General features: G+C 58.2%; 30 protein-coding genes and 1 tRNA gene. 20 read left to right on the top strand and 11 right to left on the bottom strand.

What is annotated here, in order from left to right; genetic code table 11:
- The first annotated feature begins 84 nt into the window (after window positions 1–84).
- The 3 genes from ligA to ACR3FB_RS08760 all read left to right on the top strand — a co-directional run bounded on the left by ligA (window position 85) and on the right by ACR3FB_RS08760 (window position 4,660).
- Entirely contained in the window at window positions 85–2,337 is a 2,253-nt protein-coding gene (ligA, locus tag ACR3FB_RS08770; RefSeq protein WP_480564583.1) for an NAD-dependent DNA ligase LigA, read from the top strand.
- A complete protein-coding gene (gene recG / locus ACR3FB_RS08765; RefSeq protein ID WP_480564586.1) occupies window positions 2,334–4,424 on the top strand; it encodes an ATP-dependent DNA helicase RecG in 2,091 nt (696 codons plus the stop codon). Before ligA ends, recG begins: the two co-directional genes overlap by 4 nt.
- A 113-nt stretch (window positions 4,425–4,537) precedes the next feature.
- Window positions 4,538–4,660, top strand: a complete 123-nt coding sequence (locus ACR3FB_RS08760) for a hypothetical protein (RefSeq protein ID WP_256439826.1) — start codon at window positions 4,538–4,540, stop codon at window positions 4,658–4,660.
- A gap of 187 nt (window positions 4,661–4,847) precedes the next feature.
- Here the strand turns inward: ACR3FB_RS08760 and ACR3FB_RS08755 are convergent, their stop codons facing one another.
- Together ACR3FB_RS08755 and ACR3FB_RS08750 are read right to left on the bottom strand one after the other, a co-directional pair.
- Window positions 4,848–5,486: a MarC family protein gene (locus tag ACR3FB_RS08755; RefSeq protein ID WP_425082814.1), complete on the bottom strand. Its 639-nt coding sequence runs from the start codon at window positions 5,484–5,486 to the stop codon at window positions 4,848–4,850.
- Window positions 5,487–5,545: 59 nt separating this feature from the next.
- Complete coding sequence (locus tag ACR3FB_RS08750; RefSeq protein WP_425082813.1) at window positions 5,546–5,998, bottom strand: iron-sulfur cluster assembly scaffold protein; 453 nt, start codon at window positions 5,996–5,998, stop codon at window positions 5,546–5,548.
- A gap of 48 nt (window positions 5,999–6,046) precedes the next feature.
- Here ACR3FB_RS08750 and hisI point away from each other — a divergent pair, with 48 nt between their 5' ends.
- Complete coding sequence (hisI, locus tag ACR3FB_RS08745; protein WP_425082812.1) at window positions 6,047–6,436, top strand: phosphoribosyl-AMP cyclohydrolase; 390 nt, start codon at window positions 6,047–6,049, stop codon at window positions 6,434–6,436.
- Window positions 6,437–6,491: 55 nt separating this feature from the next.
- On the opposite strand, the gene gluQRS is transcribed toward hisI, so the two are convergent.
- From gluQRS to ACR3FB_RS08725, 4 genes are all read right to left on the bottom strand, one after another.
- Window positions 6,492–7,364, bottom strand: coding sequence for a tRNA glutamyl-Q(34) synthetase GluQRS (gene gluQRS, locus ACR3FB_RS08740; RefSeq protein WP_425082811.1), 873 nt, complete (start codon window positions 7,362–7,364; stop codon window positions 6,492–6,494).
- The gene (locus ACR3FB_RS08735; RefSeq protein ID WP_480564589.1) at window positions 7,361–7,975 is read right to left on the bottom strand and encodes a class I SAM-dependent DNA methyltransferase; all 615 of its coding nucleotides are present in this window, start codon (window positions 7,973–7,975) and stop codon (window positions 7,361–7,363) included. Before ACR3FB_RS08735 ends, gluQRS begins: the two co-directional genes overlap by 4 nt.
- Before the next feature lie 37 nt (window positions 7,976–8,012).
- Entirely contained in the window at window positions 8,013–9,353 is a 1,341-nt protein-coding gene (gene trmFO, locus ACR3FB_RS08730; protein ID WP_480564592.1) for a methylenetetrahydrofolate--tRNA-(uracil(54)-C(5))-methyltransferase (FADH(2)-oxidizing) TrmFO, read from the bottom strand.
- 255 nt (window positions 9,354–9,608) lie between these two features.
- Window positions 9,609–10,394 (bottom strand): enoyl-CoA hydratase, encoded by a 786-nt coding sequence (locus ACR3FB_RS08725; protein WP_480564595.1) that lies wholly within the window; start codon window positions 10,392–10,394, stop codon window positions 9,609–9,611.
- Window positions 10,395–10,452: 58 nt separating this feature from the next.
- On the opposite strand from ACR3FB_RS08725, the gene ACR3FB_RS08720 reads away from it, so the two are divergent.
- The gene (locus ACR3FB_RS08720; RefSeq protein WP_170458244.1) at window positions 10,453–10,896 is read left to right on the top strand and encodes a PaaI family thioesterase; all 444 of its coding nucleotides are present in this window, start codon (window positions 10,453–10,455) and stop codon (window positions 10,894–10,896) included.
- A gap of 63 nt (window positions 10,897–10,959) precedes the next feature.
- On the opposite strand, the gene ACR3FB_RS08715 is transcribed toward ACR3FB_RS08720, so the two are convergent.
- Complete coding sequence (locus tag ACR3FB_RS08715) at window positions 10,960–11,187, bottom strand: DUF1127 domain-containing protein (RefSeq protein ID WP_170373748.1); 228 nt, start codon at window positions 11,185–11,187, stop codon at window positions 10,960–10,962.
- 99 nt (window positions 11,188–11,286) lie between these two features.
- On the opposite strand from ACR3FB_RS08715, the gene ACR3FB_RS08710 reads away from it, so the two are divergent.
- The 3 genes from ACR3FB_RS08710 (at window position 11,287) to rpsI (ending at window position 13,803) form a co-directional block, all read left to right on the top strand.
- Window positions 11,287–12,690 carry an aminotransferase-like domain-containing protein gene (locus ACR3FB_RS08710; protein WP_480564598.1) on the top strand — a complete coding sequence of 468 codons (1,404 nt, stop codon included), beginning with the start codon at window positions 11,287–11,289 and terminating at the stop codon, window positions 12,688–12,690.
- A gap of 162 nt (window positions 12,691–12,852) precedes the next feature.
- Entirely contained in the window at window positions 12,853–13,311 is a 459-nt protein-coding gene (rplM, locus tag ACR3FB_RS08705; RefSeq protein ID WP_170373746.1) for a 50S ribosomal protein L13, read from the top strand.
- A gap of 6 nt (window positions 13,312–13,317) precedes the next feature.
- Window positions 13,318–13,803: a 30S ribosomal protein S9 gene (gene rpsI / locus ACR3FB_RS08700; RefSeq protein ID WP_039535473.1), complete on the top strand. Its 486-nt coding sequence runs from the start codon at window positions 13,318–13,320 to the stop codon at window positions 13,801–13,803.
- A 58-nt stretch (window positions 13,804–13,861) separates the two neighbouring features.
- On the opposite strand, the gene ACR3FB_RS08695 is transcribed toward rpsI, so the two are convergent.
- From ACR3FB_RS08695 to ACR3FB_RS08685, 3 genes are all read right to left on the bottom strand, one after another.
- Window positions 13,862–14,890, bottom strand: coding sequence for an alcohol dehydrogenase catalytic domain-containing protein (locus ACR3FB_RS08695; protein WP_480564601.1), 1,029 nt, complete (start codon window positions 14,888–14,890; stop codon window positions 13,862–13,864).
- 175 nt (window positions 14,891–15,065) lie between these two features.
- Window positions 15,066–15,620, bottom strand: a complete 555-nt coding sequence (locus ACR3FB_RS08690) for a hypothetical protein (RefSeq protein ID WP_480564604.1) — start codon at window positions 15,618–15,620, stop codon at window positions 15,066–15,068.
- Window positions 15,621–16,202: 582 nt separating this feature from the next.
- A tRNA-Ser gene (locus ACR3FB_RS08685) sits at window positions 16,203–16,292 on the bottom strand.
- A 123-nt stretch (window positions 16,293–16,415) separates the two neighbouring features.
- Here ACR3FB_RS08685 and ACR3FB_RS08680 point away from each other — a divergent pair.
- From ACR3FB_RS08680 to ACR3FB_RS08640, 9 genes are all read left to right on the top strand, one after another.
- The gene (locus tag ACR3FB_RS08680; RefSeq protein ID WP_480564607.1) at window positions 16,416–17,258 is read left to right on the top strand and encodes a DUF2059 domain-containing protein; all 843 of its coding nucleotides are present in this window, start codon (window positions 16,416–16,418) and stop codon (window positions 17,256–17,258) included.
- Window positions 17,258–18,058 carry a DUF2059 domain-containing protein gene (locus ACR3FB_RS08675; protein WP_480564609.1) on the top strand — a complete coding sequence of 267 codons (801 nt, stop codon included), beginning with the start codon at window positions 17,258–17,260 and terminating at the stop codon, window positions 18,056–18,058. The genes ACR3FB_RS08680 and ACR3FB_RS08675 overlap by 1 nt, the downstream gene beginning before the upstream one ends.
- A 209-nt stretch (window positions 18,059–18,267) precedes the next feature.
- On the top strand, window positions 18,268–18,879 hold the full coding sequence (locus tag ACR3FB_RS08670) for a 50S ribosomal protein L21 (protein ID WP_480564612.1): 612 nt from the start codon (window positions 18,268–18,270) through the stop codon (window positions 18,877–18,879).
- Between the two features lie 11 nt (window positions 18,880–18,890).
- Entirely contained in the window at window positions 18,891–19,160 is a 270-nt protein-coding gene (gene rpmA, locus ACR3FB_RS08665; RefSeq protein ID WP_039535512.1) for a 50S ribosomal protein L27, read from the top strand.
- Window positions 19,161–19,256: 96 nt separating this feature from the next.
- Entirely contained in the window at window positions 19,257–19,865 is a 609-nt protein-coding gene (locus ACR3FB_RS08660; RefSeq protein ID WP_170373740.1) for a LysE family translocator, read from the top strand.
- Window positions 19,862–20,398, top strand: coding sequence for a GNAT family N-acetyltransferase (locus tag ACR3FB_RS08655; RefSeq protein WP_170458229.1), 537 nt, complete (start codon window positions 19,862–19,864; stop codon window positions 20,396–20,398). Before ACR3FB_RS08660 ends, ACR3FB_RS08655 begins: the two co-directional genes overlap by 4 nt.
- A gap of 38 nt (window positions 20,399–20,436) precedes the next feature.
- Window positions 20,437–21,471: a GTPase ObgE gene (gene obgE / locus ACR3FB_RS08650; protein ID WP_480564616.1), complete on the top strand. Its 1,035-nt coding sequence runs from the start codon at window positions 20,437–20,439 to the stop codon at window positions 21,469–21,471.
- Complete coding sequence (gene proB / locus ACR3FB_RS08645) at window positions 21,459–22,565, top strand: glutamate 5-kinase (protein ID WP_480564619.1); 1,107 nt, start codon at window positions 21,459–21,461, stop codon at window positions 22,563–22,565. The genes obgE and proB overlap by 13 nt, the downstream gene beginning before the upstream one ends.
- A gap of 21 nt (window positions 22,566–22,586) precedes the next feature.
- Window positions 22,587–23,849, top strand: coding sequence for a glutamate-5-semialdehyde dehydrogenase (locus ACR3FB_RS08640; RefSeq protein WP_480564622.1), 1,263 nt, complete (start codon window positions 22,587–22,589; stop codon window positions 23,847–23,849).
- Here ACR3FB_RS08640 and ACR3FB_RS08635 read toward each other — a convergent pair.
- On the bottom strand, window positions 23,846–24,442 hold the full coding sequence (locus ACR3FB_RS08635; protein WP_425082798.1) for a histidine phosphotransferase family protein: 597 nt from the start codon (window positions 24,440–24,442) through the stop codon (window positions 23,846–23,848). The genes ACR3FB_RS08640 and ACR3FB_RS08635 overlap by 4 nt on opposite strands.
- A 40-nt stretch (window positions 24,443–24,482) precedes the next feature.
- Here ACR3FB_RS08635 and ACR3FB_RS08630 point away from each other — a divergent pair, with 40 nt between their 5' ends.
- The 3 genes from ACR3FB_RS08630 to olsA all read left to right on the top strand — a co-directional run bounded on the left by ACR3FB_RS08630 (window position 24,483) and on the right by olsA (window position 26,362).
- On the top strand, window positions 24,483–24,665 hold the full coding sequence (locus ACR3FB_RS08630; protein WP_170393080.1) for a DUF3553 domain-containing protein: 183 nt from the start codon (window positions 24,483–24,485) through the stop codon (window positions 24,663–24,665).
- Between the two features lie 100 nt (window positions 24,666–24,765).
- On the top strand, window positions 24,766–25,521 hold the full coding sequence (gene olsB / locus ACR3FB_RS08625) for an L-ornithine N(alpha)-acyltransferase (RefSeq protein ID WP_480564625.1): 756 nt from the start codon (window positions 24,766–24,768) through the stop codon (window positions 25,519–25,521).
- Window positions 25,508–26,362, top strand: a complete 855-nt coding sequence (gene olsA, locus ACR3FB_RS08620) for a lyso-ornithine lipid O-acyltransferase (RefSeq protein WP_480564628.1) — start codon at window positions 25,508–25,510, stop codon at window positions 26,360–26,362. Before olsB ends, olsA begins: the two co-directional genes overlap by 14 nt.
- Window positions 26,363–26,475 lie beyond the last annotated feature (113 nt).

Here is a 26,475-nt window from a genome sequence, read left to right as displayed (position 1 = left end):
TTCCACTCACGGCTCAGCACATCTGGACCTAGCCATGACCTCGCCCTATCACTGAGGTCCAGAACAAAGTGACAGGGCGAGGCCATGAGCAATTCCATCTCGATAGCAGACCTGACAGAGGAAGAGGCACGCGCCGAACTCGCGCGCCTTGCAGACCTGCTGTTGCGTGCCAACCGGCTATACCACGGGGAAGACGCGCCTGAGATTTCGGATGCCGAGTACGATGCGCTGAAACGGCGAAATGTCGAAATAGAGGAGAAATTTCCGCATCTAAAACGCTCTGACAGTCCAAGTGATCAAGTTGGCGCGCGCCCGGCGGACGGCTTTTCCAAAGTCACGCATGCACAGCGCATGATGTCATTGGGCAATGCCTTTGATGATGAGGATGTTGCGGATTTCGACCGCTCGATTCGCAAATATCTCGGCCTTTCTGCGGACGCGCCTTTGGCCTATACGGCTGAGCCCAAGATCGATGGGCTTTCATTGTCCCTGCGGTATGAGCAGGGAAAACTGGTCCAAGCCGCCACGCGGGGCGATGGAGAAGTGGGAGAGAATGTGACGGCGAATGCCCGAACGATCTCGGATATCCCACATACTATCGCAGGCGCCCCCGATATTCTGGAGGTGCGCGGTGAGGTCTACATGTCTCACGCGGATTTCGGAGCGCTCAACCAACGTCAGGCTGAGGCTGGCGGCAAACCCTTTGCCAACCCCAGAAATGCTGCAGCCGGTTCGTTGCGACAGTTGGATGCCGAAATCACGCGCGCGCGACCGCTGAAGTTCTTTGCCTACGCGTGGGGAGAGCTGTCGGCCCCTCTGGCGGAGACGCAAGATGGGGCGATTGAGCGTCTGAAAAGCTTTGGGTTCTCGACCAATCCGCTGACACGTTTGTGCAAGACAACTCAGGACATGTTGGCGCACTACCGGTCGATCGAAGAACAGCGCGCGACGCTGGGTTATGATATCGATGGTGTGGTCTACAAAGTGGATGACCTTGGCCTGCAAGCCCGTCTCGGGTTTCGATCGACGACACCCAGATGGGCCATCGCGCATAAATTTCCCGCTGAACTGGCCTGGACCCGGCTTGAAGCGATTGACATTCAGGTCGGCCGCACCGGCGCGCTCAGCCCTGTTGCGCGTTTGCATCCGGTCACAGTTGGCGGAGTTGTGGTTTCGAATGCAACGCTGCACAACGAAGACTATATCGCCGGGCGCGATGCCAAGGGGGGCACCATCCGGGATGGCAAGGACATCCGCGAGGGGGATTGGGTACAGGTCTACCGCGCCGGGGATGTGATCCCTAAAATCGCCGATGTCGACCTGTCGAAACGGCCTGAAGATGCGGTTCCTTATGAGTTCCCGCGCACGTGTGGGAAGTGTGGAAGTGCGGCGGTGCGCGAAGAAGGTGACGCGGTGCGGCGCTGTACGGGCGGTATGATCTGCCCGGCACAAGCCGTTGAGAAGTTAAAGCATTTCGTGTCTCGTAAAGCCTTCGATATCGAAGGCTTGGGCGCAAAACAGATCGAGATGTTCTATGAAGATCCCGTCCTGCCGATCAAAACGCCTGCCGATATCTTCAATCTGCAAGAGCGGGACTCAAGTGCTCTGTCCCGTTTGAAAAATCGCGAAGGATGGGGGGACACCTCGGCCAGCAATCTGTTTGCGGCCATAGATGAAAAACGGACTATTCCCTTTGCGCGATTGCTGTTTGGCCTTGGCATCCGCCATGTAGGTGAGGTCGTCGCGCGTGATCTTGCGCTGCATTACCGCGACTGGGAGGCGATGTCCCAAGCTGTCGATACCGCGAGACCGGCGGCGCTTGCGTATCGCGCCGCGGATCAAGCGGAGGAGGCTGAACGGTTGGCCGCCGCCTCTCAAGGGCGTCGGGCGCGGATCAAGGAAAGCCGCACCGCCACCATCGCGGAATTGTCCGTCCCCGAAGAGGCTTCAGCCGCGTGGTCGGATTTGATTGCGGTTGACGGGATCGGCGCGACGGTTGGTTTGGCCCTGTCCGACGCCTTCGCCAACGTCGAAGAGCGACAGGCTTTTGATGCGCTCAAGGCGCATTTGACCGTCGTGCCTCCCGATGCGCCAGCCTCAGAAAGCCCGGTGGCGGGCAAGACCGTGGTTTTCACCGGCACGCTGGAAAAGATGACACGCGCCGAAGCCAAGGCGCGGGCCGAGGCGTTGGGGGCCAAAGTCTCAGGGTCGGTCAGCAAGAAAACCGATATTCTGGTTGCGGGGCCGGGCGCTGGCTCCAAGGCCAAAAAGGCGGCAGAGCTGGGGATCGAAACCCTGGATGAGGATGGCTGGTTGCAGCTTATCGACGGCGCATGAGCGGACGGCCAGAATCCTTATTTCCCCTGTTTGCTGGGGTTGAAACGTTGGAGGGGGTCGGCCCAAAGACCGCGCAGGCGATGGCGCAGACCGGGATGGAAAGCCCGCGCGATGTTCTGTTTGGCTTGCCCTATGCCGTGATTGATCGACGCAGGCGCGACACGATCCAAGGGGTTGATCTGCCGTCGACGTTGACGGTTGAGGTCACGGTCGGCACGCATCGCCCATCTCGGAACCGGGGCGGCGCGTATCGGGTCCATGTCGAGGACAGTCAGGCCGATTTCCAACTGGTGTTCTTTCACGCGCGTGGCGACTACCTGAAGAAAGTCCTGCCGGAGGGATCGCGCCGTGTGATCTCGGGCAAGTTGGAGCTGTTCGACGGCATGGCGCAGATGGTGCATCCCGATCATTTGCTGCCCGTAGATCAAGCCTCGGAAATACCGGAGTTTGAGCCGGTCTATCATCTGACGCAGGGGATCACGCAGAAGACCATGTTCAAGGCCGTCCGCAGCGCTTTGACGCGCGCACCGGTCTTGGCCGAATGGGTTGATCCGGCGCAGATCAGCAGTCAAAACTGGCCCTCATGGCACGCGGCAATTCAGGCCGCACACAACCCTCAAGGCGCGGATGACGTAGCTTCATTCGCCCCGGCGCGCGAGCGTTTGGCCTATGATGAGCTGCTGGCGCATCAGTTGACGCTGGCTCTGGCGCGGCAACGGGAACGCAAAGCACGCGGGATTGTCAGTGTTGGCTCGGGCAAGTTGCAATCGAAGGTTCTGGCGAGCCTGCCTTATCGGCCAACTGGTGCGCAGACACGGGCGATAGATGAAATCGTGGGCGATATGGCCTCGGAATCGCGCATGAACCGGTTGCTTCAGGGTGACGTGGGCGCAGGCAAAACGCTGGTGGCGTTCATGGCTCTGCTGGTCGCGGTGGAGGCCGGGGGGCAGGGGGTCATGATGGCTCCGACCGAGATTCTGGCACGCCAGCATCTTGAGGGGTTGCGTCCCTTGGCGGAAGAGGCCGGCGTTGTGTTGGAAATCCTGACCGGACGCGACAAGGGGGCAGAGCGGCGGGCCAAGCTTGCCGCTTTGGAGGCTGGCGATATCCAGATACTTGTGGGCACCCATGCGGTGTTCCAAAATGATGTGGCGTTCAAGGCCTTGCGTCTGGCGATTGTCGACGAACAGCATCGCTTTGGCGTGCGCCAGCGGATGGAGCTGTCGGAAAAAGGGCAGGGTGCTGATGTTTTGGTCATGACGGCCACGCCGATCCCGCGCAGTCTAGCCCTGGCGCAATATGGCGATATGGATGTCTCGGTTCTGGATGAAAAGCCGCCGGGGCGAAAACCGATCAAGACCGCGATTGTCAGCACAGGGCGGATGGAAGAAGTCGTCGCCCATCTGCGCCGCGCCATTGAGGAAGGGCGGCAGTGTTACTGGGTCTGTCCGCTTGTCGATGAGTCCGAGGTGTCCGACCTAACGGCGGCGGAAGAGCGGTTCAAGCGCCTGCGCGCTATCTTGGGAGAGGGCACCGTTGGTCTGGTCCACGGTCAAATGCCGCCTGCCGAAAAAGATGCCGCCATGACCGCGTTCCAGACAGGTGGAACCAAGGTTCTGGTAGCGACGACCGTGATCGAGGTGGGCGTGAACGTCCCCAATGCCTCGATCATGGTGATCGAACGGGCTGAGATTTTCGGTCTGGCTCAACTGCACCAATTACGCGGACGCGTTGGCCGAGGGGATGCGGATTCGACCTGTTTGCTGATGTATCAGGCGCCTCTCAGTGAGGGTGGCCGCAAACGGTTGGAGGTTCTGCGTGAGACCGAGGACGGCTTTCGCATTTCTGAGACTGACCTACAGATGCGTGGTGCGGGCGATCTGATTGGCACGGCCCAGTCGGGCCTGCCTAAGTTTCGCATTGCGGATCTGGAACGGCAGGCCGGATTGATGGCCGTTGCCCAAACTGATGCACGAGCCTTGCTGAATACCGATCCCAAATTGACCACAGATAGAGGCAAAGCTGCGCGTGTTCTGCTTTGGCTGATGAAACAGGATCAGGCGATCCGTTTGATTTCAGTGGGTTAGTAACGAAGTATCCATAAAGTTCGCAAATGTTCATAAAAAGTTCTTTACCGACTCGGGGAAATATGAGAACAAAAGGTCAACAAAGGATTAAATCCCTGACCCGGAGGTGACCCATGCTGACCCAGATCAAGACCGTAATCACACGCTCGCACTCGACCATCCTGCAGGATGCAGCGGGTGTTGCGTCTCTGGTCGTTATGCTGATGGTGGCTCTTCACCTTCCGGTCGGCTTCTAACTCTTTTTGCCTGCGATCTCGTGCCGAATAGCCCGCGCCTGTCATCCCCAGTGAAATCAAGGGTGACCTGCCTGTCCCAAACCCCTTGAGGGGCCATGCCTCGGCCCCGCGCGGTATCCCGGACCCCACACGAGAAACGCATTGCCTGCCGCCGCCCTTCCCGCCCGGAAGGAGCGGCGGTTTTTTTTTACAGCTGGCCGGTCTTTATGATTTCCAACATCGCCGACAGAACGGAATTCACTGCGACCGAGGCCAGGATCATCCCCATCACCCGGCTGATGATTGCCGCGCCGGAATGACCGATAAGGCGTATGATCGGCTCGGCCAGAAGCATCAGAACAAAGGCGATAAGCACGACCGACAACATGACGAGGGCAGTAATCCCCTGGTCGGTGGCGCTGTAGCGGTGGTTGTCGGTCAGGATCACGATCGCTAGCATCGCACCGGGTGAAGCTAGCGATGGCACTGCCAGAGGGAAGATCGCCGGATTGTGCTTATGGATCTTGTCTTCCTTGTCGTCTTCGGCAGCGCGTTGTTCGATCTCCTGTTTGCTTTCGCCAAAGATCATGGTCAGCGCGAACAGGAACAAGATTATCCCTCCGGCAACCTGGAACGAGTTCAACCCGATATCCAGCGCCTCGATCAGCAATTGTCCGAAAACGAGGAAGAACAGAAGCACACCGGCACTTATCAACGACGCGAGCATCGCCGTTTTGCGCCGTGCAGCGGCTTCGAGGCCCGCAGTGACGGCGATGAAAACAGGAATTGTGCCGATCGGGTCAATGACAACCCACAACGTCACGAAGTGTTCGAGTAGGTTGTTCAAGCCCATTCCTCCACCGAAGTTTGGGTGAAATTAAACAGGTTTGGTTTAGAACGCCAAGCTTAGGCGCAGTTCGACTGTTCGGCTTGTTCCATCGCTTCAGCTGTTGCCTCAAGCGCCAGCATGATTGAGGCATGGCGGTTTTTGTATTCACGGGCGGGGATCAGAACCTCAAGCCCGTCAAACGGAGCATCTGGGGCAGGGCCGTCCTTTTTTAGCATGGTCTTCAGCTGATCTCGGGCGGTTTCAACTTGTGCCCGCGTTGCACCAATCACCGCATCGCCAACCACTGAAGCAGCGGCCTGACCGAGGGCGCAGGCTTTGACGTCCTGCCCGAAATCGCTAACACGTCCGTCTTTCATCGCCACGTCAACGGTTACGGTTGATCCGCAAAGCGGCGAGCGTTTCTTGACCGTCGCATCGGGTTGATCCAGCCGATCCAGATGCGGGATATCAGCCGCCAGCGCCAGAATGCGGCCGGAGTACAGCTTAATCAGGTCGTTCTCGCCGCTCATGGCTTTCCCTCGTTCCGTGTTCCCCATACATAGTGGTCAGCCCTCGGGATGCAAAAGGTTTTTGTCATGTCTGACACTGTCACGTTCGATCCATCCAATCTCAAATATAACGAAGCCGGGCTGATTCCCGCCATCGCGCAGGATCACGCCTCGGGTGAGGTGTTAATGATGGCCTGGATGAATCAGCAAGCGGTTGAGCGCACGCTGGAGACGCGGTGCGTCACCTATTGGTCGCGCTCGCGTCAGGCGTTTTGGATCAAGGGCGAGACGTCCGGGCATATTCAGGAACTGGTCGATTTCCGCTTTGATTGCGACCGGGATTGCATCTTGGTCGTGATCCGTCAGACTGGCGCGGCGTGTCACACCAACCGCCGGACGTGCTTCTACACGGCTGTGCGCGACGGCGAAGAAGTCGAATTGATGAAACCGATGGAGTGAGTGGCGCAGATGTCGCCACCTTCGGTCTGAGTATTTTTAAAAAGACAATGCGGGGTCAGAGGTTGACCATGGCGCGGATGTCCTGAGGGGTTGCGCCTTCGTCCCTGTATTTGGCGATCGCGCGGGCGTCGTCTCGTTTGGCGAGGCGCTTGCCGTTCGGGTCGCGGATCAAGCGGTGGTGCAGGTATTCGGGCGTGGGTAAGCCCAGCAGAGCCTGCAACAGGACGTGGATACGCGTTGCCTCAAACAGATCCTGACCGCGAATGACATGGGTCACACCCTGCGCCGCATCGTCGAGGGCGACGGACAGATGGTAAGAGGTGCCCATACCTCGGCGGGACAGGACAACATCACCGATCGTTGTTTCCAATTCGGTTTTGTCGAAGGAAATCCGTCCGGTTTCCCCATTTGGGCCAGTGCCCAGTTCGAGAAAACTGCCGGTCCCATGTGGCAGAACGGATTGTGCCGCCATAGCCATATCAAGTCTCAGCGGCGTGTCTTTAGGCCGTTCTACGCTGTTTCGGCTGGCTTTATGCCGACAGGTACCGGGATAGATGATGCCATCCGGCCCGTGCAGAGGTGCCCCTTCCTGCGGGGCACTGGCCGCCGCCGCGATATCCTTGCGATTGCAGGTGCAGGGGTACAATAGACCTTTCGACCACAGGGTATCGAGGGCCTGTTCATAGATTTGGATGCGCTCAGATTGCCTCAAAACGGGTGTTGGCCAGCTGAGGCCCAGCCATTCGAGATCCGCATAGATCTGATCCTCCCACTTCGGTCGCGCGCGGGATTGGTCGATATCCTCGATCCGCAGCAGGAATGTGCCGCCTTCGGAGGCAGCCTTGTCACTGGCCAGCATCGCCGAATAGGCGTGTCCAAGATGCAGGGGACCTGTAGGGGAAGGCGCGAAGCGAGTCGTAAAAGTCACGTCTTTTCGAGTACGTACACGTCAGATTTCATGTTCATTCCGGGCAGATGAGGCCCGTATTCCTTAAACAGCAGGCGCGCTGCCCCCATGTCCAGCCAGTCGTTCAGGCGTGAGGTGTAAGAGTAGTCCGCAAGTGCATGATCATTATAAGAGAATGCCAATAGACCATCCTTGGGCAGCGCGTGCATGAGGAGGTCTAGAGTTTCAGGCGGTGCTGCTCCGGCACCGATCACTCCGATGGCTGAAATGGTTGAGTAAGCGCCGTGTTCAATGGGTTCGGAATCAGAGATGTCAAAGCCGATCAGCGATCGATAGACGTTCTTCGCTTTGGCCTCCTCAAGCATATTGGGCGTGGGGTCCATTCCGTCGATCACTTTAAACCCGACTGAGCGCAGCGCAACGCCGGACAAGCCCGTTCCACAGCCATAGTCGAGAATGGGCGTTTGTGCCTCAGGCCTCTTGGACCACAGCGCTTTGGCAACCCGGCCCGGCGTGGCATATCCCTGTTCCGCGACAGAATCCTCATAGGTTGCGGCCCATTTCTGGTAGTGCGCTTGCGTGTCCTGCGGAGATTTCGATCCGTATGTGTCCTTGAAAAACTTGTCACTCATAACCGCATGTTAAGCCGCTGGATCGTCTATCGTCCAGTCAGCTTTGCGCGAGCCACTCCGTCCATTCAGCCTTGGCGCGGTCGGTGTAGGCCTTGTAGCGGTCTTTGCGTCCCCGGCGGCCACCTTTCAGGCCATCCACAGGGCGGAACAGACCGAAATTGACATTCATGGGCTGAAACGTCCTGGCCTCCGCGCCGCCGGTAATGTGGTGGATCAATGCGCCCATGGCGCTGTCCTGCGGTACCTCAGGCAGGGTAAGGCCCATAATTTCAGCTGCCGCCAGTCGACCTGCCAGAAGCCCCATGGCCGCGCTTTCGACATATCCTTCGACACCGGTGATCTGACCGGCGAAGCGGATATTGAGCTTTGATTTCAAACGCATCTGCGCGTCCAGCAAGGTCGGAGAGTTGATAAACGTGTTGCGATGTATCCCGCCAAGGCGTGCGAAACTGGCGTTCTCCAGACCGGGGATCATACGGAACACCTCGGTCTGGGCGCCGTATTTCATCTTGGTTTGGAACCCCACGATGTTAAACAGCGTGCCAAGCGCATTGTCGCGGCGCAGTTGCACAACGGCATGAGGTTTCACGTCCGGCTGATGGGGGTTGGTCAAGCCGACGGGTTTCATCGGCCCGTGGCGCAGGGTCTCACGACCCCGTTCAGACATCACCTCGATCGGCAGGCAGCCATCAAAGTAGCCGGCGGTTTCGCCCTCGTGGAACTCGGTTTTGTCGGCGGCAAGAAGGGCGTCGATGAAAGCCTCGTACTGATCGCGATCCATCGGGCAGTTCAGATAGGCTGTGCGCTCTTCCTCGGTCTCGCCTTTATCATAGCGGGACTGCATCCAGGCTTTGCTCATGTCGATGCTCTCGGCATAGACAATCGGCGCGATGGCATCAAAAAACGCCAGCGCGTCCGATCCGGTTTCGGCCTGAATGGCCTCTCCCAACTTGGCCGAGGTCAGAGGACCGGTGGCAAAGATCCACTGACCGTCGTCGGGCAGAGACGTAACCTCTTCATCCGTCACAGTGATCCGGGGATGCGCGCGCAGTTTAGCCGTTACCGCCTCGGCAAACGGATCGCGGTCGACGGCCAGCGCCCCGCCTGCGGGCAAGCGGTGGTCATCTGCGGTCGTCATGATCAAGCCGTTCGCAGCGCGCATTTCCCAATGCAACAGGCCTACGGCGTTTTGTTCATCATCGTCTGAGCGGAACGAGTTGGAGCACACCATTTCGGCCAGATTGCCGGTCTGGTGCGCAAAGGTACCCACTGTGGGACGCATTTCGTGGATCACAACATCCACGCCCACTTCCGCCGCTTGCCATGCGGCCTCGGACCCGGCCATGCCGCCGCCCACGATATGCAATGCTTGTGTCATGCGCTGCCACATAGGGCAGAGCCCAAGCAGGCGCAACTGAGCAACCGCCAAATGATTGAGATTTTAGGGGGTCTTGGGGTCGCCGCTGCGGGAATGTCAACGCCAGTGAGAGAAACCAGCTTGGAGGGACCTTCCGCCCACGGCGACCCAAAAGTGTAGCTGAGGCCTTAGCCTCGTCCCAGCATTGCCACAGTGTTGCCCTTTTGAAAAGTGCAAAAATGATGACAGTGATGAAAAATGTTCGGAATAATTGTCTTATTGAGACCAATTCGGGGGGCGTTTTTCGATAAACGCAGAAATGCCTTCTTCGGTATCGCGATGCAGCATATTCTGCACCATTACCTCTCCCGTATAGGCATAGGCTTGATCCAGCGGCATCTGAAGCTGTTGATAAAACGCCTCTTTTCCGATTTTGACGGCGACGCCCAGCTTGTCTGCGATCTGTTCAGCCAAGGCGAGGGCTTGGTCGTTGAGTTGAGTTTCAGGGACAACCCGATTGACCAGCCCCAGTTCCTGCGCGCGTTCGGCTGAGAGGAATCCTCCGGTGGTCAGCATCTCAAATGCCTGTTTTCTGGGGATGTTGCGGCTGAGCGCGACCATGGGGGTTGAACAGAATAGGCCGATATTCACTCCGTTCACTCCAAAGCGCGTGCCCTCGGCGGCGACCGCCAGATCGCAGGTGGCGACCAATTGACAACCGGCGGCTGTGGCAATGCCGTGGACCTGCGCGATAACGGGTTGGGGAAGGGACTGAATCGATATCATCATCTGCGCACAACGGTTAAAGAGGTCCTGGAAATAGGCCTTGCCGCCATCCTCAGACTGGCGACCGGCTGTCATCTGTTTCAGATCATGACCGGCGCAGAAAGCCTTGCCTTCGCCCGACAGTATAACGGCCCGGATCGAGCGGTCATCGCGCAGCGCATCGAACTCGGCCTGCAACGCGGCCAGCATCTCGTCGCTCAGCGCGTTCAGCCTTTCCGGTGCGTTCATATGCAGCCGCGCGATGGCACCTGTGTCGTTACGTTCCAAAATTGCCATCTTGCCCTCCCGCTGGCTGTTGGGCCAACTCTAGGGCGAGAAGTTAAGGAGGGGAAGCATGGGATTGGCGTTGAGCAAAGACGAGCTGTCGCAGTACCTTAAAGAGGTATTCCCACAGGTTCATCGCGATTTCGTGGTCGAGGACCTGACCGAGGAGACGATCACCATGCGCCTCGTGGTCGAAGACCGTCATTTGCGCCCCGGCGGTACGGTTTCAGGGCCGTCGATGTTCGGCCTGGCGGATGTTTGTGTCTATGCCATGGTGTTGGCGCGCAAGGGGCGTCAGTCCTTGGCGGTGACGACCAATAGCTCTCTGGACTTTTTGCGCAAACCTGAAGGGGGCAAAGATTTGATCGCTGAATGTCGCTTGCTGAAATTGGGGCGCACTCTGGCGGTTGGCGATGTGTTGATTTACTCGGTCGGGTCAGATCAGCCCGTGGCGCGGGCCAGTATGACCTATTCCATCCCACCTGCTGGGTCTTCGGCTGCAAAATTCGGATAAAAAGGGCCGGGGCGAACCCCGGCCAGGGAAGAGGTCCCAATTGAATTTGGGACTGGGGATGGGTTAGAGCTGCCAGAAATAGCGCTTGATTTCGCGGTCGGCTTGCAGACGGGTCAGGCCTACGTCCTTGAGCAACCTGTCATCCAGCTTTCCCAGATTGACGCGACTGCGACGACGGCGTTCCCATTGAGTGACCGCCGCCGCAAACTGCACGGCCAGCACAGCGATCAGCGGCAGCCGAGGGCTGGCGTTCAGCAGTGTAAGGGCGGGAGTGTGCATTGTGCGTGTCATCTCAGTATTCCTTTCAAATTGTATTGACACAAAGTAGCAATGTTCGGTACATGTATTTGATACATTCGCAATTGTGTCAAATGCAAAGGAAGAATTGTAATGGATACAATTTGGCCGGAGACGCTGCCAAAATCCAAAGGGCCTAAGTATACCTTAGTGGCTGATACAATACGAAAAGCAATTGAAAGTAAGACGTTAGATATCGGGACCAAACTGCCCCCAGTGCGCGAACTCGCGTATCGCCTCCAGATCACTCCGGGAACCGTCGCGCGGGCCTATACGATTCTGACCGAAGAGGGCTTGCTACAAGCTGAGGTTGGACGTGGTACATTTGTCGCCCCTCCGAAATCTCCGATTCTGGACGATGTCTGGTCAAGGCAGCTTCATCTGGCCGAAGCTCAGAATGCCAATCACGTGAGTCTGTTCAGCCCGAGGCTTGCGGATATGGGGCAGGTGTCTTTGATCCGCGAGTGTCTACAGAAAGTTGCGCAGTCTGATCCGGCTTTGTTCATGAACTATCCGACACGCGATGCGTATAAACCCATGCGTCAGGCGGTGGTTGATTGGTTGTCGGACCTGCCGCTCGGCAAGTTGTGCGACGACGACATTGTACTGACACACGGCGGTCAGAACGGCCTGTGCCTTGTTTTCCAGACCATTCTGCAGGGTCCCAAACCGATCGTTATGGTCGAAGACCTCTCCTATGCCGGGTTCCGCCGCGCAGCTGAATTGATGCGGGCCGATGTGGTTGGCATCCGAATGGACAAATGGGGAATCGACCCAGGAGCGATGGAGCATGTCTTGCGCCAGACGCCGGCGCAGGCGGTCTGTGTTTCGCCTGAGGTTCAGAACCCGACCGGACTGCACACCCCTTTGGAGCGGCGCAAGGAACTCGTGGAAATTGCACGGAAATACGATGTGCAAATTGTCGAGGACGACTGCTACCGGATGGGAGACGCGAAGGAACCAAGTTTCCGCGCGTTGGCCCCTGAGCGGGGATGGCACGTGTCTTCGATCTCGAAAGTGCTGACACCGTCCTTGCGCGTCGGCTTCGCTATTGCGCCCAGAGACCGGAGCGTGGATCTGCGCCGTTCAGCTGAATACGGATATTTTGGCCTTGCACAGCCGCTGGCTGAACTGACCCGGTTGTTGCTCTCTGACCCTCGCACGCGTCAAATCGCGCGGGATGTACGCTCGCGGATGGGAGAGTATGTGCGGGTGACAGTGAATGCCTTGGGCGGGTTCGATCTGAACTGGGCGCCTGATGTGCCGTTTGTTTGGCTGCATTTGCCGTCGGGTTGGCGGGCTGCTGCGTTCAGCCGCGCGGCAGAGCGAGAAGGAATTCAACTGCGATCCGCGGATGAGTTCGCGCTACGGGACGGGCGCGCCCCGAACGCTGTGCGCATTGCGATGAACGGGCATGTCTCGCTGCAGAGGTTCGAGGACGCGATGCTCCGCCTTCGGGCTTTGCTGGACAATCCGCCTGAGCAAATCAGCGTGTAGGATGGGGTAAAATAATACCTATTTTATAAGCATATGAAAATGCTATATAAAAACTTGATTACGTGTGTTGACGTGCATTCTAAGCAGGTCTAAACCCCCTCCATCGAATTCGGACCGCTCTGTCTTGGGGCGGTCTTTCACATCAAACAGGACTATCCTGCCATGAAAACCTTTTCTGCAACACCTGCAGACATCGACAAGAAATGGATCCTGATCGACGCCGAGGGCGTTGTTCTGGGCCGTCTTGCTTCGATCGTCGCCATGCGCCTGCGTGGCAAGCACAAAGCGTCGTTCACCCCGAACATGGACATGGGCGACAACGTCATTGTGATCAACGCTGACAAAATCCAGATGACCGGCAAGAAGCGCGAAGAGAACTTCTACTGGCACACTGGCCACCCGGGCGGCATCAAGTCGCGCACCAAACAGCAGATCTTGGAAGGTGCACATCCTGAGCGCGTTGTCGTTCAGGCCGTCAAGCGCATGCTGCCGGGCAACCGTCTGGCGCGTCAGCAAATGACCAACCTGCGCGTTTATGCCGGTGCCGAGCACCCGCATGAGGCCCAGGCCCCCGAAGTTCTGGACGTTAAGTCCATGAACAAGAAAAACACCCGGAGCTAATGACCGATGGCTGATCAGATCAATACTCTCGAAGAGCTGAGCGCCGTCGCAGGCGTTGAAACCGTGGCCGAAGAAGTCATCGTACGTGAACCCGTACGCGACGAGCTGGGCCGCTCCTACGCTACCGGCAAGCGTAAAGACGCTGTTGCGCGTGTTTGGATCAAGCCGGGTTCCGGCAAGGTCACCGTGAACGGCAAAGACCAGGACAAGTACTTCGCGCGTCCGGTTCTGCAGCTGATCCTGCGCCAGCCGTTCCAGGTTGCCGGTGTGGAAGGTGAATTCGACGTTGTTGCAACCGTCAAGGGCGGTGGCCTGACCGGTCAGGCCGGTGCGGTTAAGCACGGCATCTCGAAAGCGCTGCAGCTGTACGATCCGTCGCTGCGTGGTGCTCTGAAAGCCGCTGGGTTCCTGACCCGCGACAGCCGCGTTGTGGAACGTAAGAAATACGGTAAGCGCAAAGCGCGTCGTTCGTTCCAGTTCTCGAAGCGTTAATCGCTGCGGACACCGAATTTGGAAAGGGCTCGCATGTGCGGGCCCTTTTTTCATGGGGTCAGGGCGTGATGATCACCTTCCCGTCGTTTGTTTTCAAAGCGTCCGCCAGGTTAGAGATCAGGTTGCCCAGTGCCAGACGCTTGGACACATCCGTTTTCCAGCGCCCGTCTGCGAAACGCGCCTGAACCTCGGTCACAACGCGCATCTGATCGGCCGGAGGTGTGGTCATCATCCAGTTGGTCAGCCAGAACCCCTCGATCCGTTTGCCCATAAAGATCAGTTGCCCGGTTTGGGTCAGGGTCGGGGCGTCGCTGCCGAGTTTGCCATAGCAAATCCAGCGCGCACGATTGGGCATGGCGCAGAAAATCTGCTCGGACAGAGGGTCCATGACAGCGTCGAGAAAGACGCGGGGCTTCAGCCTGGCGCTCAGTTCGGCAAATTGGTGCGCAACGTCAGGGTCCGTTGTGACCAGAACTTCCGCAGCACCAAGCTCTTTCAGCATCGGAGCAGCCTCAGCGCGCCGCACCATGGCGATGGGCTTCAAGCCCTGATCCCGCCCAAGGCTGCACATCAGCTTGCCCAATTGGCTGGTTGCGGCTGAAACAACAAACGCATCGCCGTCTTCCTTAGCCATATCGACCATGGCCATCGCGGTCAGCGGATTGACGATCTGCGCAGCCCCGTCATCGTCCGAGATGTCGGGGCGCAGAGGGATGCACATTTGCATCTGGGTCACGACATATTCCGCCCAAGCCCCCGATCCGGCGGCGACAAAGGCGACGCGCAGGCCTTGTAGACCTTCCGCACCCTTGCCCGTTGCCACAACATCTCCGCACCCTTCAAAGCCCGCAGCAGCGCCTTTGACACGGGGTTGGCCGTATTCGCCTTTGATGAAGTGAATGTCCGACGGATTGACCGAAGCGGTGCGCAGCCGGATCAGAACCTGTCCGGGGCCGGGGGTAGGGACGGGCAATTCGGCGTCTGCCAACCATTCAGACGCGTCTTCGATCGTGGGGCCTGTCATGGTGCCGGAATAGCCGTCATGTTTCAGGACAACGGTGCGCATCGTAGAGGGCAAGTCGGTCATTGGTCAGTCCTTCAGTCGCGCCGGGCCCACCGGATCAGGCGTCAGCCTGACGGCAAAGAAAAACGGCGCGGGGTTCTTGTTGGGTCAAGCCAAACAAAAGCCCCGCGCCGCGTCAATTCTGCCGTGCTCTAACGTCACGGCATGTGGAAAAGGCCGCCGGTGGACGGCCTGGCACTTATTGGCTCATCGCTTTTTGCAGGTCCTGAAGCTTGGTCAGAACCGCCTCGGGCGAGGCTTTGATCTCATCCAGGATCTTGATCACCTGATCTTTGACACCCTGTGCCATCTCGCTGTTTTGGACTGAGGCGACCATGGCGTCATAGTCGAAGTTCTGAGCTGTCAGCATGCCTTCTTGAACCCAGGAGTTGAACAGCTCCTGACCCTGATCCGCCAGCGAGGCAACCTGATCACCGGCTTGATCTGCCGCCTCGGACGCCTGATCCGCGATCGAATTGGCGGCCTCAGTGGCCTGATCCGCAACAGATGACGCGGCCTCAGAGGCCTGTTCGGTCAGAGATGACGCCGCTTCGCTGGCTTGTTCCGTAGCCGATTCCAGCGCTTCGCTTGCGGCCTCCTGCACGGCCGAGGCCGCTTCGCTGACCGCATCGCCTGCATCCTCGGCTGCAGCTTCAAGTTTTTCGGCCGGCGTCGGTTCGGGTTGGTTAAGATAGAAATACCCGCCCGCGCCAAGGCCGACGAGGACGATGATGATAAGAAGAGTACGCGACATTATGTGTCTCCTTTGGAAATTTGTGCCGCTGGGATGATCCAAATCTAGGACGACTCAAAGGGGAATTCTTGTGATTTCTCAGCAGAATACGGGTTTGGGCCAAGCTACGCTGATTGAGCGGCTTGATCCGGCGACAAAGCGCCCACCGCTTTGCGCTTTGCATTGAATTTCGATGATATCGCATTACCGCGTTGAGCCCGGCGTTTGAGGTATAGGCGTTGTAAGAGAACGTGGTGCCGAGCGAAACCTGCGACGATGCTCGCACTTTACTGCTCGGTCGATTTTTTGGTCTTATGTGAAGGACTTCACTGCCTTTGACCCCAAAATGACCGACACTGCAGTCAGACGGGGCAAAAGTGACATTGTGGGGGTCGCGCTCGGGTACGTTTCCCAAGTTAACGAGTAACGTCTTTTGTTTGAATAGGCCTATTGGGCCAATAGGGGCACTGATCTCTCACTTTGTGGTTGAATGTGAGGGGCGGTGTGAGGGGGGCTGGATGAGGGGGTCTTGGCCAGCCCCTCTCTTTGCGCATCAGGACAGACCTGTCGGTCTGTGAAAGCAAAGAAACCATTTGGAAATTATGGCGGAGAGACAGGGATTCGAACCCTGGGTGGGCTTGCACCCACAACGGTTTTCGAGACCGCCCCGTTCGACCACTCCGGCACCTCTCCGCGGGGGTCTGTGAGGGGGGGATTTAGTGAGGAACGCGCAGGGGTGCAAGCAGAAAATTCCCAGAATTCACATTCCTTGGATTTTCCATTGCCTGCCGCAACAAAACACCTAGGCTGATAGTCATGAAAAATCGAGTTGAGCGTTCTATTGTCCCATTGCTCGCGCTGCTTGTCGCGCTTGTTTTGGTCCCCGTTTCTTCGGCTGCGGCCAACCGCGACCGGATCGAAGCCTTCCTCAATACCACCGGGTTTGATGTGGCGCTGGAGAGTATCGCGCTAGCGTCCGGTTCTGCCCCAGAAATGCTGGGCATTGATCCCGATGGGTTCGGATCAGACTGGACCCGCTTGACTGAAGAGGTGTTCGATACCGAGCTCATGCATGAAACGGCGGTCTCGATTCTCGAAGAGACGTTGAGCGATGAGGCGTTGGCTCATGCGGTTGAGTTTTATGCCTCGAATCTCGGTCAAAGGCTGGTCGAAGTCGAAAACGCGGCGCATCTGAATGACGATGAAGAGGCCAAACAGCAGGAGGGGCAGGAAATCGTGGCCGGCCTTGTGCAGGATGGCTCGCCCCGGGTGGAGCAGCTCAAGCGGATGAACAATGCGATTGATGCCAGCGGTACTTCGTTGCGCGCTTTGCAGGAGATCCAATTGCGGTTTCTTCTGGCGGCCAGCGCGTCTGGCGTGATCGACCTGCAGTTGGACGCGGATGAGCTGCGGTTGATGCTTCGGCAGAATGAGGCAGGGATGCGCCAGGCGTTACAACTTTCGGCGCTGGCAGGGGCAGCTTATACCTATCAGGATTTCTCGGACGAAGAGGTCGAGGCCTATGCCGAGGCGCTTGAACAGCCATTGATGCAAGAGGTCTATGAGCTTCTGAACGCGATCCAATATGAAATCATGGCCATGCGGTTTGAGGTTCTGGCTGTCCGCATGGCAGACCTTCATCCGGCTCAGGATATCTGATGCGTCTGGCACTTGCTTTTGTGGTGGCGTTGCTCTGCGCGCTGCCAGCTGTCGCGAATGAACGGGCCAATCGGCTGGCGCATGCCATGAAGCTGGATCAGGTTGTGGGAATTCTGATCGACGAAGGCATGGTTCATCAGCAGGAACTCGAAGAGAGCCTGTTGGACGGTGACGGAGGCCCTCTCTTCCACGATGAGGTTGAGGAGATCTACAACCACTCCTGGATGAAGTCCCGTCTGACCGAAGCCTTCGCCGAGGGCATGACGAAAGAGCAGATGGACCAGGCAATCGTTTTCTTCGAAAGCGATCTGGGGCAGACGATCGTGACGCTGGAGAACTCGGCCCGCAAAGCCTTTGCAGATGAGGCGATCGAAGAGATGGCGAACGAGGCCTATGAGGGCACCGAACCCGACTCGCCGCGGTTCGAACTGGTCGAGGAATACATCCGTGCAAATGACCTGATTGACCAGAATGTCCAAGGCTCGCTGAGTTCAGATTACAACTTTTTCCTGGGGCTCTACGGCGACAGTTTGGCCGAATACGAAGAGGTTCTGGATGGGTTGCTGGCGCAGAAAGACACTGTGACGGAAGAGACGACGACGTGGTTGTATTCCTTTCTGCTTCTGGCCTATCAGCCACTGGACGAGGCCGAGATGCGCGAGAATATCGCGTTTTCCAGAACCGAGACCGGGCAGGCCCTGAACGCGGCCCTGTTCAAAGGGTTTGACGAGATGTTTGATGGGATCTCGTACCGTCTGGGTGCGGCGGTGGCGCAGGTGTGGCAATCCTCGGATCTCTGACCGGTCTTGGGTGTTGACTTTGCCTTTCATTATGTGGATAAGCGCGCATCCCGGCCGGTTCTCCGCGCCGGGTGTCGTTATTATATGACCCTTTGAAACTTCACGGGGTCTTCCACACAGCCCAAACAGGGCGCGCTGTTCGAGGTGGCTTTCAAGCCAAAAACGCCCGGTAGGGGACCACAGAACGCGGGTTAGAAAAGGAAAGACGCATGTTTGCGGTCCTCAAGACTGGCGGCAAGCAGTACAAGGTTCAGGCGGGCGACGTGCTCCGCGTTGAAAAACTGGCTGCCGACGCAGGTGAAAAAGTTCAATTCAACGATGTTCTGATGCTGGGCGGCGACGCTACGGTTGTTGGCGCACCTTTCGTTGAAGGCGCAGGCGTACAGGCCGAAGTGATCGAACAGATCAAAGGTGACAAGGTCATCAAATTCGTCAAGCGCCGTCGTAAGCACAGCTCGAAGCGTACCGTTGGCCACCGTCAGAAGCTGACTCTGGTCAAAATCACCGACATCCTGTCTTCGGGCGCTGACAAGTCGGGCATCAAAGCTGCAACCGGGTCTGCTCCGGCCGGCGAAGCGGCACCTGCTGCAAAGCCTGCCAAGAAAGCGGAAGCCAAAGCAGAGGCACCCGCCGCTGCTGCCGCTGACGATCTGACCAAGCTGAACGGTGTTGGCCCTGCCGCTGCCAAAAAGCTGGTTGAAGCCGGTATCGAAAGCTTTGCCGCTCTGGCCGCCTTGTCGGACGAGCAGATTGCTGCTATCGACACCATCAAAGTGAAACCCGAATGGGTTGAGCAAGCCAAAGAGCTGGCTCAAGGCTAAGGAGAGAGAGAATGGCACATAAAAAAGCTGGCGGTTCCTCCCGTAACGGTCGCGACTCAGCTGGTCGTCGCCTTGGCGTGAAGCTGTATGGTGGCCAAGCTGCCATCGCAGGCAACATCATCGTACGTCAGCGCGGCACCAAGTTCTGGCCGGGCGAAGGCGTAGGCATGGGCAAAGACCACACAATCTTTGCAACCACCGATGGCGCCGTGAAGTTCCACAAGGGACTCAAAAACCGCACCTTCATTTCGGTCCTGCCAGTGGCGGAGGCCGCAGAGTAAGCCGAAACCCAGAAGGTTTAATAAAAAATTCATGGGGGACCGGCAGAAAATGCCGGTCCCTTTTTCGTTTTAACGCAGTCGTGATCCAGAACAGCAATGCCCGTCGCAACCACCAGCTTTCTTATCTTTGCCGCCTCACAGGTCGGCACGCCGGGACCGGCCAACATGGTCCTGATGGGAACAGGTGCGCGTTATGGCTTTCGCGCCGCGTTGCCTTTTGTGGCCGGGGTCGTGTTGGGCAAGCAGCTGATCATCTGGCCCGTAGGCTTTGGCCTGATGCAGGTTGCCGATCAGGCTCCACTGGCGTTTGAGGTGCTGAAATACGCTTCTGCCGCCTATATTTGCTGGCTGGCCTGGAAGATCGCCAATCTAAGGCTGTCTCGTGCAGCGGCGGAAGGGAACGCGCCGGGCTTTTTGTCTGGGCTCATCGTGCATCCGCTGAACCCCAAGGCCTGGGCGATGATCATTGCAGGTTTCACGGGGTTTGTTGCGGCGGGGACGTCCAGTTTTGAGGCGACGCTCACGATCGCTCTTTGTTTGTTGTTCTGCCAGATCGTTTTGCACCCGATCTGGACATTTGCAGGAGACCGGATCGCCCATGTGGTTGAAGGTCGGCCTGCGGAAAAATATCTGATGTGGACGCTCGCCAGTCTGACTGTTGCGTCCGTACTTTTTGTGTTGTTCGGAGGAGGAACGCACTCATGAAACTTGAAGCAATCATAAATCAGCCGGTCATCGAAACCGAGCGGTTCGACCTGCGCCCTCTGCGTCGGTCGGATATGGGGCTTATCGAACACTATGCAGGCGATGAGCGTGTGGCGAGGATGACCACGTCGATCCCACACCCGCTGCCGCCGGGCTCGATCGAGGCCTTTGTGACCCGCTCGATGGCGGAAGACCGGGATGAGGACGTCTGGGCGATGGACGCCACCAAAGACGGCGGGCCCGAGCTGATCGGCCTGATCTCTTTGCAGCGGCTCGATCGCAACCAGTCCGAGGTTGGCTATTGGGTTGCGCCTGTCTATTGGAACACGGGCATTGCCTCGATGGCTGTTGAGGCCCTGGTCGGTGCCAATCCGCTTGAGAACGCCAATATGTTCGCCAGCGTGTTTCAGGACAACCCGGCCTCGGCGCGGGTGCTGACCCATTGCGGGTTCCAGTATTTGGGCGATGCAGAAAGCTACTCGGTGGCGCGCGACGCGAATGTGCCCACCTGGACCTATACAAAGAAACTCTGACTTGTGGCCGATGGGGCCTTTGCAGTAGGGGACAGACTATGAAATTTCTCGATCTAGCAAAGGTCTACATCCGGTCCGGGGCCGGAGGTGGCGGCTGCGTCAGCTTCCGACGCGAAAAGTACATTGAATACGGCGGCCCTGATGGCGGGGACGGCGGCAAAGGCGGGTCCGTCTGGGCCGAGGTCGTGGACGGGCTGAACACCCTGATCGACTTCCGCTATCAGCAGCACTTCTTTGCCAAGAACGGACAACCGGGCCGCGGTCAGCAACGTACGGGTAAGGATGGTGACGACATCATTCTGCGGGTGCCGGTCGGGACTGAGATCCTCGATGAGGACGAAGAGACCGTGATTAGCGACCTGACCGAGGTCGGGCAGCGGGTTCTGCTGGCCAAAGGCGGCAATGGCGGTTTTGGCAATCTCCACTTCAAATCCGCAACCAACCAGGCGCCGCGTCGGGCCAATCCGGGGCAGGCGGGTATTGATCGCACCATTTGGTTGCGGCTGAAACTGATCGCGGATGTTGGCCTGTTAGGCATGCCCAATGCCGGCAAATCGACCTTTCTGGCCGCAACTTCGAACGCGCGGCCTAAAATCGCCGACTATCCGTTTACCACTCTGCACCCCAATCTGGGCGTGGTCGGTGTAGACAATGTGGAATTTGTGGTGGCCGACATTCCGGGCCTGATCGAAGGCGCTCATGAAGGGCGCGGGATCGGCGACCGGTTCCTCGGTCACGTTGAACGCTGCGCCGTGTTGCTGCATCTGGTCGATGGCACCTCGGAAACCGTGGCAGACGACTACCGCACCATTATTCATGAGCTTGAGGCTTATGGCGGTGAACTGGCCGAGAAACCTCGCATCACGGTGCTGAACAAGGTCGACGCGCTGGATGATGAAGAACGAGATTTGGCCAAGGCCGAGCTGGAAGAGGCCGTTGGCGGCCCCGTCATGACGATGTCAGGTGTCGCGCATCTGGGCGTGACCGAAGTGCTGCGCGCGCTCCGTGCTCAGATCGACGAAAACCGCCTGCGTCAGAAACCTGCCGAGGAGGCCGCGCCGTGGCAACCCTGACCGCAGCCCGTCGGCTGGTGGTCAAGATCGGGTCCGCCTTGCTGGTGGATCGGAACACGGGACAGCTGCGCTCAGATTGGTTGAAATCACTGGCTCAGGACGTGGCCTGGCTCAAAGGGCAGGGCACGGATGTGATTCTGGTGTCTTCTGGCTCAATCGCTTTGGGGCGCGGTGTTTTGGGCTTACCTGCGGCGGCTTTGGCTCTGGAGCAGTCACAGGCTGCGGCGGCTGTAGGACAAATCCGTCTCGCGCGTGCCTATGAAGAGGCGCTGACCCCGCACCAGATCACCACGGCCCAAGTGTTGGTGACGCTCGAGGATAGCGAGGATCGTCGCCGCTATCTGAATTCACGCGCGACACTTGAGACGCTTTTGGGCCTTGGCGTTGTTCCCATCGTCAACGAAAATGATACAGTCGCCACGGATGAAATCCGCTACGGCGACAATGATCGGCTGGCAGCACAGATCGCGGTAACCGTTGGTGCGGACCAACTGATCCTTCTGTCGGATGTGGACGGGTTTTATACCGGCAATCCGAATGAGGATTCCTCGGCCGCGCGCTATGACACGATCGACCAAATCACGCCCGAGATTGAGGCGATGGCCGGTGATGCTGGATCCGGCCTCTCCAAAGGCGGTATGAAGACCAAGCTGATGGCAGCCAAGATGGCGACGGCTGCAGGTTGCGATATGGCGATCACCGAAGGATCGACGCTCAACCCATTACAATCGCTTGAGAATGGCGCGAACAGCACGTGGTTCACGGCAACGCTTGATCCGCATGCGGCGCGCAAGCGCTGGATCTCAGCGATGAAGCCGCGCGGAGAGATCACGATCGACGACGGCGCCGCAAAGGCGCTTTCGAATGGCAAAAGTCTCTTGCCTGCGGGTATCGTCGAAGTGACCGGTGATTTCGGCCGGGGCGATCCGGTTGCCATTCTTGACCTGCAAGAGCGTCGGCTGGCACAGGGCATCAGCCGCTATACCGCGCAAGAGGCGGACGCAATCAAAGGGCGAAAATCCTCAGAGATTGAGGCAACGCTGGGCTATCCTGGTCGCGCAGCGCTGATTCACAGGGACGATTTGGCGCTATAAAGGCGCAGAAAGGCTAAGGTTATGAAGGATCTCGACAATATTCCCGCTCTGATGGCCGATCTGGGTAAGCGCGCCAAAGCAGCAGCGCGCGAGCTGGCTTTTGCCACGGCTGAACGCAAACATGCAGCCCTGATCGCGGCGGCTGAGGCTGTCTGGGCCAATCGCGCTCAGATCATCGAAGCAAACAAGAAGGATCTGGAGTTCGGACGTGAAAAGGGCCTGAGCCCCGCCATGATGGACCGTCTGATGCTGGATGAGGACCGCATTCAGGGCATGGTCGATGGCCTGCGCACGGTGGCTGATCAGACCGATCCGGTGGGCGAGGTGATGGCCGAGTGGGACATGCCCTCAGGCCTGAATATTCAGCGTGTGCGCACGCCGTTGGGTGTCATTGGGGTGATATACGAAAGCCGCCCTAATGTAACCGCCGATGCTGGCGCGTTATGCCTGAAGTCCGGTAACGCCGTGATCCTGCGCGGTGGATCCGAGAGTTTTCACTCCTCCACCGCCATCCATGCCTGCCTGGTCGAAGGTCTGAAGGCCGCGAACTTGCCTGAGGTCTCAATTCAACTCGTGCCGACCCGAGACCGCGCGGCGGTGCAGGAATTGCTGACCATGACTGACTATGTAGACGTCATCGTTCCGCGGGGCGGCAAAGGGCTGGTTGGGCTGGTTCAGCGCGAAGCACGCGTGCCGGTCTTCGCCCATCTTGAAGGCATAGTGCATATCTACATCGACAAAGCTGCCGACCCGCAGAAAACGCTGGACGTGGTGCTCAACGCCAAGACTCGTCGTACCGGTATTTGCGGCGCGGCAGAGTGTCTGCTGATCCATCAGGATGTGGCCGAAACCCTCGGGCGCGACGTGATTGCCGCGCTTATGGCCGCCGGGGTCGAGGTTCATGCCGAAGGTGTTCTGGCCGTCGACGGAACAAACCAAGCCACCTCTGAGGATTGGGGCAAAGAGTTTCTGGACAGCATCATTGCCGCCAAACCTGTCGCCGACATTGACGCCGCCATTGCGCATATCCAGCACTTTGGCTCGAACCACACCGATTGCATCATGACCGAGGATGACGCGGCTGCGGCCCGCTTCTTCCAGCGGTTGGACAGCGCCATCCTGATGCACAATGCGTCAACGCAGTTTGCGGATGGCGGTGAGTTTGGGATGGGCGCTGAGATCGGCATTGCCACGGGTAAAATGCACGCACGTGGTCCGGTCGGCGCGGCGCAGTTGACCAGCTTCCAATATCTGGTGCGCGGTAACGGAACGACCCGTACCTAAAACCTTAGGGTGACGCGGGTTGTGGCGGTTTCGACGGCAACCCGCCGCCCCATGGCCGCCGCCGTTTCCGGCAGCAAGGCAAACTGAACCTGCGCAGGGGTGAGTTTGTTGGCGAAGTTGCCCGTGGCAGCATTCTTCCACAAGTCATTGTCAATGTTCAGCTTATCGGCTGTGCCTGTTACCTGCCAACCGATGTCAGAGGTCGATATATCGACCTGCCCGCCAAACGGCATCGCGCTCTCGCAGCACATCAGGGCTAGAAAGGCCAGTTTGACCTGATTGCGTGGCACAGCCTCGGTCAGGTTCCAGTTGACCCGCACACGACCTGCTCGTTCCACGTCTTTTAGCAACTCGGCAACCTCGCTGCGCCCCAATGGCTGGTCGCTGGCCGAGCCAAAGGCCACGCGGAAGAACCGAATCCGCGCGCCGGCACTGCCGACACTGCCCGAGATCAGCTCCATCTCCGGACCTTGCACCGCGCCAACCATATCCAACAGCTCCAGCCCGTTGGTGATGGCCCCGATCGGGCTGATCAGATCGTGACAGATGCGCGAGCCAATCAGCTCGGCCAGGTTGACGTCTGTGGCGCCCATGCGTACCTCCTGCTGTATCTGCCACCGGACCGGAGCCCCCATGACAGACCTCAATGCCATACTTGCACCGGGCATGTTCGTCCGCCACCCCGATTTCCCCGATTGGGGCGTTGGACAGGTGCAGTCCAATATCGGGGGCAAGATTACCGTGAACTTCCGCGAGCAGGGGAAAGTGGTAATCGACGGAACGCGTATCGCCTTGATGCCGGTCTTTGATCCGTGAAACTGGTTTAGGAAAGGTTAACGCCAGACGCCAGCTGGGACCCGTATTGCCTTTGGGGGAACAGCTGCGGTATCAGCCGGAGGCAACTTCAAGGAACGACATGCCGGATTCAGGCCCTTCTTTCACCATCCGACTCGCTGAAACAGAACAGGACCTGCGCGCCGCGCAGCGCCTGCGCTATGACGTGTTTGTACGCGAATTAGGTGGTGGCGGAGAGATGGTCGATCACGATGCCGGTCTAGAGCAAGACAAGTTCGATCCGTATTTCGATCACATGCTGGCGATCGATAGTCAAACCGGGGAAACTGTTGGCGTTTACAGGCTGTTACCGGGCGAACGTACAGCAGAGTTGGGCCAATTTTACTCCGAAGACGAATACGATTTGACCGTTCTGAAGCAAAGCGGTCGCAAGCTGCTAGAGCTTGGCCGATCCTGCCTGCATCCCGACTATCGCGGCGGCACGGCGATGTATCACCTGTGGAACGGTTTGGCGGCTTATGTCACCGAGCGTGAGATCGAGGTTCTGTTCGGCGTCGCCAGTTTTCACGGCACCGATGTCACAGCGCTCGCCCAGCCCTTGTCGATGCTGCATCACAACCATCTGGCGCCCGAAGATCTGCGTGTACGTGCGCAGCCGGATGTGTTTCAATCCATGAACCTTGTGGCGCCCGAAGACCTCGACCGCCGGGCAGCCATGGTGCAGGTTCCCGCGCTGATCAAAGCCTATCTGCGTTTGGGCGGCTTCGTGGGCGAGGGGGCCTTTATCGACCACAGCTTCAACACCACCGATGTCTGCCTGATCTTAGATACCGCGCGGATGAACGAGCGGCAAAAGCGCATCTATGGCGGAGCCTAACCCCGTGAGTGATCCGCTTTGGAACAGTGAAGACGCGCCGGATGCGATTCACCTTGGCGTTCTGGGGTGGGTTTTGGTTTTCTTGCGCGGTGTGCCGTTGTCGCTGCTGGTCTTTGGTGGCTTGATCATCTTGCTGGCGATACGCCTGATCGAACGCCCCTTGTTCGGTATTCGCCGACCGATCACGCCGTTCATCACTCAATTTGTTTGCCGCAACGCCTTTCGCATTCTGGGCATAAGATTCCGTACCTCCGGAGATCTGATGGCTGAGCGTGGGGCTGTCGTGGCAAACCACACCTCCTGGCTGGATATCTTTGCGCTGAACGCTCGCAAACGGGTGTATTTCGTATCCAAGGCCGAAGTGGCGAAATGGCCCGGTATCGGCTGGTTGGCGCGCGCGACCGGAACGGTTTTTATCGAACGGGACCGAAAAAAGGCAAAAGAACAAACGCAGGTGTTCGAAACCCGCCTGAAAGCAGGGCATAAGCTGCTGTTTTTCCCCGAAGGAACCTCGACCGATGGCCTCAGGGTTTTGCCATTTAAAACAACGCTCTTTGCCGCGTTCTTCGCAGATGAATTGCGAGATTTCATGTATGTTCAGCCGGTCTCGGTGGTGTTTCACGCTCCTGTGGGTGAACCGGACCGGTTTTACGGTTGGTGGGGCGACATGGATTTCGGCCCGCATCTGCTGAAAACACTCGGTGCGCGTCGGCAGGGGGCGGTCGAGCTGATTTATCATGCGCCGGCCAAGGTCAGCGGTTTTGAAAACCGCAAGGCGCTGGCCGCGCATTGTGAAGAGGCCGTCCGTCACGCACACAGCTTGGCGCGGCTTGAAAAATAAGGGCGATTGGCCCTTGCGCTGCATCCAAACCTGCCGTATACGCGCGCCATTCAAACCCGCAGGCGGGGTTTGGGCTTTTTGAGGGAGACATCCTCATCAAGACCGCCGGTTGG

This window comes from Ruegeria sp. AO1, from assembly GCF_056535985.1.
This window is presented reverse-complemented; position numbering and strand designations above follow the sequence as displayed.

Bases quoted from the DNA above. Each gene is read 5' to 3' on its own strand.
- ligA (WP_480564583.1), top strand. From the start codon at position 85: ATGAGCAATTCCATCTCGATAGCAGACCTGACAGAGGAAGAGGCACGC.
- recG (WP_480564586.1), top strand. From the start codon at position 2,334: ATGAGCGGACGGCCAGAATCCTTATTTCCCCTGTTTGCTGGGGTTGAA.
- ACR3FB_RS08760 (WP_256439826.1), top strand. From the start codon at position 4,538: ATGCTGACCCAGATCAAGACCGTAATCACACGCTCGCACTCGACCATC.
- ACR3FB_RS08750 (WP_425082813.1), bottom strand. From the start codon at position 5,998: ATGAGCGGCGAGAACGACCTGATTAAGCTGTACTCCGGCCGCATTCTG.
- hisI (WP_425082812.1), top strand. From the start codon at position 6,047: ATGCAAAAGGTTTTTGTCATGTCTGACACTGTCACGTTCGATCCATCC.
- ACR3FB_RS08735 (WP_480564589.1), bottom strand. From the start codon at position 7,975: ATGAGTGACAAGTTTTTCAAGGACACATACGGATCGAAATCTCCGCAG.
- trmFO (WP_480564592.1), bottom strand. From the start codon at position 9,353: ATGACACAAGCATTGCATATCGTGGGCGGCGGCATGGCCGGGTCCGAG.
- ACR3FB_RS08725 (WP_480564595.1), bottom strand. From the start codon at position 10,394: ATGGCAATTTTGGAACGTAACGACACAGGTGCCATCGCGCGGCTGCAT.
- ACR3FB_RS08720 (WP_170458244.1), top strand. From the start codon at position 10,453: ATGGGATTGGCGTTGAGCAAAGACGAGCTGTCGCAGTACCTTAAAGAG.
- ACR3FB_RS08715 (WP_170373748.1), bottom strand. From the start codon at position 11,187: ATGACACGCACAATGCACACTCCCGCCCTTACACTGCTGAACGCCAGC.
- ACR3FB_RS08710 (WP_480564598.1), top strand. From the start codon at position 11,287: ATGGATACAATTTGGCCGGAGACGCTGCCAAAATCCAAAGGGCCTAAG.
- rplM (WP_170373746.1), top strand. From the start codon at position 12,853: ATGAAAACCTTTTCTGCAACACCTGCAGACATCGACAAGAAATGGATC.
- rpsI (WP_039535473.1), top strand. From the start codon at position 13,318: ATGGCTGATCAGATCAATACTCTCGAAGAGCTGAGCGCCGTCGCAGGC.
- ACR3FB_RS08695 (WP_480564601.1), bottom strand. From the start codon at position 14,890: ATGACCGACTTGCCCTCTACGATGCGCACCGTTGTCCTGAAACATGAC.
- ACR3FB_RS08690 (WP_480564604.1), bottom strand. From the start codon at position 15,620: ATGTCGCGTACTCTTCTTATCATCATCGTCCTCGTCGGCCTTGGCGCG.
- ACR3FB_RS08680 (WP_480564607.1), top strand. From the start codon at position 16,416: ATGAAAAATCGAGTTGAGCGTTCTATTGTCCCATTGCTCGCGCTGCTT.
- ACR3FB_RS08675 (WP_480564609.1), top strand. From the start codon at position 17,258: ATGCGTCTGGCACTTGCTTTTGTGGTGGCGTTGCTCTGCGCGCTGCCA.
- ACR3FB_RS08670 (WP_480564612.1), top strand. From the start codon at position 18,268: ATGTTTGCGGTCCTCAAGACTGGCGGCAAGCAGTACAAGGTTCAGGCG.
- rpmA (WP_039535512.1), top strand. From the start codon at position 18,891: ATGGCACATAAAAAAGCTGGCGGTTCCTCCCGTAACGGTCGCGACTCA.
- ACR3FB_RS08660 (WP_170373740.1), top strand. From the start codon at position 19,257: ATGCCCGTCGCAACCACCAGCTTTCTTATCTTTGCCGCCTCACAGGTC.
- ACR3FB_RS08655 (WP_170458229.1), top strand. From the start codon at position 19,862: ATGAAACTTGAAGCAATCATAAATCAGCCGGTCATCGAAACCGAGCGG.
- obgE (WP_480564616.1), top strand. From the start codon at position 20,437: ATGAAATTTCTCGATCTAGCAAAGGTCTACATCCGGTCCGGGGCCGGA.
- ACR3FB_RS08640 (WP_480564622.1), top strand. From the start codon at position 22,587: ATGAAGGATCTCGACAATATTCCCGCTCTGATGGCCGATCTGGGTAAG.
- ACR3FB_RS08635 (WP_425082798.1), bottom strand. From the start codon at position 24,442: ATGGGCGCCACAGACGTCAACCTGGCCGAGCTGATTGGCTCGCGCATC.
- ACR3FB_RS08630 (WP_170393080.1), top strand. From the start codon at position 24,483: ATGACAGACCTCAATGCCATACTTGCACCGGGCATGTTCGTCCGCCAC.
- olsB (WP_480564625.1), top strand. From the start codon at position 24,766: ATGCCGGATTCAGGCCCTTCTTTCACCATCCGACTCGCTGAAACAGAA.
- olsA (WP_480564628.1), top strand. From the start codon at position 25,508: ATGGCGGAGCCTAACCCCGTGAGTGATCCGCTTTGGAACAGTGAAGAC.